The organism is Vibrio sp. 10N.222.46.A1, from assembly GCF_041473595.1.
Lineage (GTDB): Bacteria > Pseudomonadota > Gammaproteobacteria > Enterobacterales > Vibrionaceae > Vibrio > Vibrio tasmaniensis_A.
Genome location: NZ_JBFRSN010001076.1, coordinates 1 through 5,834 on the forward strand (window position 1 = coordinate 1; position 5,834 = coordinate 5,834).

At 43.6% G+C, this 5,834-nt stretch carries 5 protein-coding genes; 1 reads left to right on the forward strand and 4 read right to left on the reverse strand.

What is annotated here, in order from left to right:
* The 3 genes from ybeY to miaB form a co-directional block, all read right to left on the reverse strand.
* A partial coding sequence (gene ybeY, locus AB4496_RS23885; protein ID WP_372132247.1) for an rRNA maturation RNase YbeY occupies positions 1 to 346 on the reverse strand: 346 nt, incomplete at its 3' end.
* Positions 347 to 1,468, reverse strand: coding sequence for a PhoH family protein (locus tag AB4496_RS23890; protein ID WP_009848483.1), 1,122 nt, complete (start codon positions 1,466 to 1,468; stop codon positions 347 to 349). It lies immediately after the preceding gene.
* 163 nt (positions 1,469 to 1,631) lie between these two features.
* Positions 1,632 to 3,056, reverse strand: a complete 1,425-nt coding sequence (miaB, locus tag AB4496_RS23895) for a tRNA (N6-isopentenyl adenosine(37)-C2)-methylthiotransferase MiaB (protein WP_009848484.1) — start codon at positions 3,054 to 3,056, stop codon at positions 1,632 to 1,634.
* A 308-nt stretch (positions 3,057 to 3,364) separates the two neighbouring features.
* Here miaB and AB4496_RS23900 point away from each other — a divergent pair, with 308 nt between their 5' ends.
* On the forward strand, positions 3,365 to 4,540 hold the full coding sequence (locus AB4496_RS23900) for a 2-octaprenyl-3-methyl-6-methoxy-1,4-benzoquinol hydroxylase (protein ID WP_102258201.1): 1,176 nt from the start codon (positions 3,365 to 3,367) through the stop codon (positions 4,538 to 4,540).
* A gap of 79 nt (positions 4,541 to 4,619) precedes the next feature.
* Here AB4496_RS23900 and AB4496_RS23905 read toward each other — a convergent pair whose 3' ends face one another.
* Positions 4,620 to 5,660, reverse strand: a complete 1,041-nt coding sequence (locus tag AB4496_RS23905; RefSeq protein ID WP_009848486.1) for a lactonase family protein — start codon at positions 5,658 to 5,660, stop codon at positions 4,620 to 4,622.
* Between the last annotated feature and the right edge of the window lie 174 nt (positions 5,661 to 5,834).

A 5,834-nucleotide genomic window follows, 5' to 3' on the forward strand; every position in this document is an offset into this window, starting at 1 on the left:
GACTGCCATGTACAACCATATGAGCCCAGTGTGCTAGCAGAGGCTTACTTTGCTCTTCTGCTTCTTTTTCGACAACTTGGCGGCAAATAATGAGGTCACCCAGTAGATCTAATTCCACTCCTGGTGGTGCTTCAAATGGGAAAGACAGCACGTTAGTTGGCTTATCTTTTCCACGATAGTCATGATTGAGCTGGTGGCTTTCTTGTGTATCAACAATACGAACCGTCAACTCGGCACTCTCTTGAAACTGAGGAATTGTCTTGTCTAACCAAAGTTGAATATCTTGCTCAGTTGGAAGACCTTGCTCATTTTCGACTGCTAATTGCAGGTCTAGTTCAATAGACATCTATTTATCACCTTGCTCTGCAATGACAGAACTATTTTGTGTTGCTAATTGTGTCGTAACAGCTTGCTGAGCCTCAAGAAGTTTGGCTTCTCGTTCTTCTCGTTTGCGAGCCTCAAACTCTTTACGCTCTTTTTGGTCTTTGGCTTCCCACTTCTCGTACGCATTAACGATACGAGCAACCACAGGGTGACGAACGACGTCTTCAGACATGAAGAAGTTAAAGCTAATATCATCCACTTCACTGAGCACTTCAGTTGCATGACGTAGGCCTGATTTTGCACCACGAGGTAAATCGATTTGTGTAATATCACCTGTGATCACAGCGCGAGAGTTAAAACCGATACGGGTTAAGAACATTTTCATCTGCTCTACCGTGGTGTTTTGGCTCTCATCAAGAATGATAAACGCATCATTCAATGTACGACCACGCATGTAAGCCAGTGGAGCAACTTCAATCACGTTACGTTCAATCAGCTTCTCAACTCGCTCAAAGCCAAGCATTTCAAACAGTGCATCGTAAAGCGGACGCAAATAGGGGTCTACTTTTTGGCTTAAATCACCCGGTAGGAAACCAAGCTTCTCACCAGCTTCAACAGCAGGACGAGTCAGTAGGATTCGACGAACTTCTTGACGTTCAAGTGCATCAACCGCAGCCGCAACAGCTAAGTACGTTTTACCAGTACCAGCAGGTCCAATACCAAAAGTGATGTCATGAGTGACCATGTTCATTAGATATTGTGCTTGGTTTGGCGTGCGAGGTTTGATAACGCCTTTTTTAGTCTTAATGGTCACTTCTTTGCCGTAGTCGATTTCAGACTCGACGTGTTGCTCCAAAATACCAGACTCAGTGACCGCCAGATGCACTTGCTCCGGTTCGATATCGATTATGTTGCCTTTAACTGGAGCCGTTTCAACATAGAGGTGTTTGATGATGTCTAAAGCTGCGGCTGTAGTGTGAGGCTTACCGACAATCGTGAAAAAGTTGCTACGGTAATTAATCTCAACGCCCAGACGACGCTCAAGATGCTTGATGTTGTCGTCAAATGGTCCGCATAAACTTGCCAAGCGCTTGTTATCTGCTGGCTCTAGATTTATCTCTAAGGTAACGATTTTATTGCTCAAATTAGCCTCTCATTTTGTGCCACTCACTCTTAAATATAAAAAAGAGCAAAAAGCCCGATTTAGACCGGGCTTTTGATGGTGATATCCCTATTTCTAAGATGGTCACTTAGTTAGGTAATTTCAAGCTTTGTGTTTGCGCTTTGTGCTCAAACAGTTGTATTGCCTATGGCGTAAATGTCGCTACACCTAGCTCGTCTTCACGTTTTGTTTTTTCCATCATTTCTGCTGGAGTCATTACAACGCGTAGACCCATGTCTTTTTCTGTGCGAACTAGCTCACCACGTAGTGAGTTAGTGTAAACCTCAGTGATCTTCACATCTACAAACTGACCGATTAGGTCTGCAGAACCTTCGAAGTTCACAACACGGCTGTTTTCAGTACGGCCACGCAGTTCCATGAGATTCTTTCTTGATGGACCTTCAACAAGAATACGCTGCTCTGTACCTAGCATTAGACGAGAGAAACGCATAGCTTGTGTGTTTACTGTTTGTTGCAGTTCGTACAGACGATCTTTTTTCTCTTGTGCTGGTACATCACATGGGTAATCTGCCGCTGGCGTACCTGGACGTGGAGAGAAAACAAAGCTGAAGCTCATATCGAAATCAACTTCTTTAATTAGCTTCATTGTATCTTGGAAGTCTTGCTTAGACTCACCAGGGAAACCAACAATAAAGTCAGAGCTGATTTGAATGTCAGGACGAGCTTTACGCAGTTTACGGATAATAGATTTGTACTCGATAGCCGTATGTGGACGCTTCATCATCGTAAGAATACGGTCACTACCACTTTGTACTGGTAGGTGAAGGAAGCTCACTAGTTCAGGGGTATCTTTGTAAACTTCAATGATGTCGTCACCAAACTCAAGCGGGTGGCTTGTTGTGAAACGAATACGGTCGATACCGTCGATAGACGCAACTAGGCGAAGGAGCTCTGCAAATGTGCAGATGTCACCTTCGTGAGTAGGGCCTCGGAATGCGTTTACGTTTTGGCCTAGCAGGTTTACTTCACGTACGCCTTGCTCTGCAAGTTGTGCAACTTCGAATAGCACATCATCCATTGGACGACTAACTTCTTCGCCACGAGTATATGGAACAACGCAGTAAGTACAGTACTTAGAACAACCTTCCATGATAGAAACGTAGGCTGTTGCGCCGTCTGCTTTTGGCTCTGGCAGGTTATCGAACTTTTCGATCTCTGGGAAAGAGATGTCCATTACTGGCTTTTCGTTAGACAGTGATGACTTAATCATCTCTGGTAAACGGTGTAATGTTTGTGGGCCAAAGATAACGTCTACATAAGGTGCACGTTGACGAATGTGATCACCTTCTTGAGTCGCTACACAGCCACCCACACCGATCACCACACCTTCTTTTTTATCTTTAAGCGTTTTCCAACGACCAAGCTGGTGGAATACTTTTTCTTGCGCTTTTTCGCGGATAGAACAAGTATTCAATAGTAGTACGTCTGCTTCCTCAGGTACTTCAGTTAGCTCATAGCCATTTGCAGCGTTAAGCAGGTCGGCCATTTTTGATGAATCATATTCATTCATCTGACAGCCCCAAGTTTTAATTAGCAGTTTCTTACTCATTATATGTTCGCTCGATCGTTAGTTTAATTTAAGGGAGCAAATCGCCCATTATTCATCCGCTAGCTCCGTTCGTCATAATTCGGTATTCAATTTTATGACAGGCTCTAGCGGCAAGCGGCGTATTGTACTGGTTTCAAAACCGACTGACTAGTAGTCTGAACAAATCTCTTATGTAGTGGTTTTTATTATCGTTAACGCCATATGCCATAAGGGATAACCCTTCTTTCGAATAAGGTTTTTGGTTACAAGTTCGTTATGAAAAAGTACAATCAAAAACAGTCAAAGAATCAAACTGATAAGTACAAAATATGAACAGTTACGATATTGTAGTCGTCGGTGGCGGCATGGTTGGTGCAGCAACAGCAATCGGTTTTGCAAAGCAAGGTCTGAGTGTTGCGGTGATCGAAGGTTTTGCCCCACAAGCTTTTGATGAGTCGCAAGCGATGGACATTCGTGTGTCAGCGATTTCTCAAGCATCGGTCGATTTGCTTGAAGATCTTGGTGCATGGCAAAGTATTGCAGCGATGCGCGTCTGTTCTTACAAGCGATTGGAAACTTGGGAACATCCAGAGTGTCGTACTCGGTTTGATGCAGCATCACTGGACCTTCCTCGTTTGGGCTATATCGTTGAGAATCGATTAATCCAATTGGGTTTATGGGCTCAGTTTGATGCCTACGACAATCTCGAACTGTTATGCCCAGAAAAGCTCGATGAGATTGAGTTTGGTGAGACCAATATAGTCAAGCTTCAGTCGGGTACTCAGTTGTCCGCGAAGTGGGTGGTTGGCGCTGATGGCGCAAATTCAGCCGTCCGTCAGCAAGCAGGGATTGGTATTACGGCTTGGGATTACCGACAGCACTGCATGCTTATCAACGTAGAAACAGAACAGCCTCAGCAAGATATTACTTGGCAGCAATTTTTACCAAGTGGTCCTCGTTCATTTTTGCCTTTGTGTTCTCTAGTCTCTGACGATCAAGAAGTCGGGCAGGGCTCGTTAGTTTGGTATGATTCTCCACTGCGTATTAAGCAATTGTCAGCAATGCCCCCTGAAAAACTACGTAATGAAGTACTTACTCACTTTCCTAAAGAGTTAGGTGATATCAAAGTTTTGAACTCGGGTTCTTTTCCTCTGACACGACGTCATGCTCAATCATACTCAAGGAATAACTGTATTTTAGTCGGGGACTCTGCACATACGATTAACCCTCTAGCAGGGCAGGGTGTTAACTTGGGTTTTAAAGATGTGGCAGCACTATTGGATATCACCCAAGAGAAAGGCGAATTGAATCAATCTGTGGCGAGACGCTATGAAGTGATCAGAAGAGGTGACAATCTAATGATGCAAAGTGGCATGGACTTTTTCTACAAAACGTTTAGCAATGACATTGGCCCACTTAAGTTTGTGCGAAATGCAGCACTAAAGCTAGCAGAAAACTCAGGGCCGATTAAATCACAGGTGCTTAAGTACGCTTTAGGGTTGTGATTGGTTACTCCAAGTTATCTAGTTATAAAAGAAGGAGAGCTGAGGCTCTCCTTTTTTGATTTCATGATAGTGCTTAGTGCTATTGCGTCACACAAACAGGTGCATCAATGGCTAAAGAGCATCCAGTATAGGTGAGGGAGCCATCTTCAATATCTCGTTTGAATGATGTGAGGTTGTTGGAATGCTGGTTTGCGGCGATAAGCCATTGTCCGTCATTAGTGATATGAAAGTCGCGAGGGAACTTGCCTTCAACATCGTAACTATCCATAAAAATGAGCTTTTGAGTGACGGAGTCTATTCTAAAACAACTGATTCTGGATTGATGTCGGCAAGACACATAAAGGAATTGCTCATCTGGCGATAGCTTAATTGCAGCCGCTGCTTCTCCTTTATCCATATTTGCTAATGCATCAACCTCTTCCACAATACTCCACACCCCTAAAGACTTTTCCAAAATCAATATCGTTTCAGAGAGCTCACACACCACATAGGCTCTATCTTCGGCTTGGTTAAAGATTAAGTGACGAGGTCCATTCCCTGCCCGCACTTTGATAGATTGCATTGGTTCATCAAGGAACTCTTCTTGCTCTTCGTCAAAGCAATAGAAGTTGATTCGATCGGCTCCGAGATCGACGGTGACAAACTGCGGAGAGTTCTTTAGGAAAAGGCTTTGATGTGCATGTGGGCCTGTTTGTCTTTCTGCATTAGGTCCAGAACCAACCATTTTGAGTGTTTTGAGCCGTTTATCGATATTGCCATTGATACTTAAACTAAAGATATCGAATGCCCCTGATGAATATTGCGATGTAATAGCAAACTTATTGTGGGGATCTACCGTGATATGACAAGGGTGATCTCCTGAAATTAGTCTAGTATTTGACGCTATTGTTGAATCAGAATTCGGTATATGAATCAGTTGCGGTTGCATCTTTTGGTCAACTTCAGAAGCTGTATAGATCCCTAGCTTTGTCGTGGTGACAAACGAAGGATTTGTACAGGCCGCTATAAGCTCTAAAGGCAACAGCGTTCCCGTTTCTAGATCTAACTGAGTTTGATATACACCTTGGCTATTACTTGGAGAATCTGTGTAGCAACCGATCGTTAAAGGGAGGGTTTTCATAGGCAGTCATACTCAGTTAGGAAATGGAGCAGACATTGTCTAATAAAATCGTAGTAAAAGTGAGGTTATAGGAGAGAATACTTGGTGACTTGGCTTGCAGATTTACATATTCCAGATAAAACAAAACCCAGCTAAAAAGCTGGGTTCTATTCAATGATGGTGCGGTCGGAGAGA

Excerpts from the sequence above, each read along its gene's own strand:
- miaB (WP_009848484.1), bottom strand. The coding sequence starts at position 3,056 with ATGAGTAAGAAACTGCTAATTAAAACTTGGGGCTGTCAGATGAATGAA.
- AB4496_RS23900 (WP_102258201.1), top strand. The coding sequence starts at position 3,365 with ATGAACAGTTACGATATTGTAGTCGTCGGTGGCGGCATGGTTGGTGCA.
- AB4496_RS23905 (WP_009848486.1), bottom strand. The coding sequence starts at position 5,660 with ATGAAAACCCTCCCTTTAACGATCGGTTGCTACACAGATTCTCCAAGT.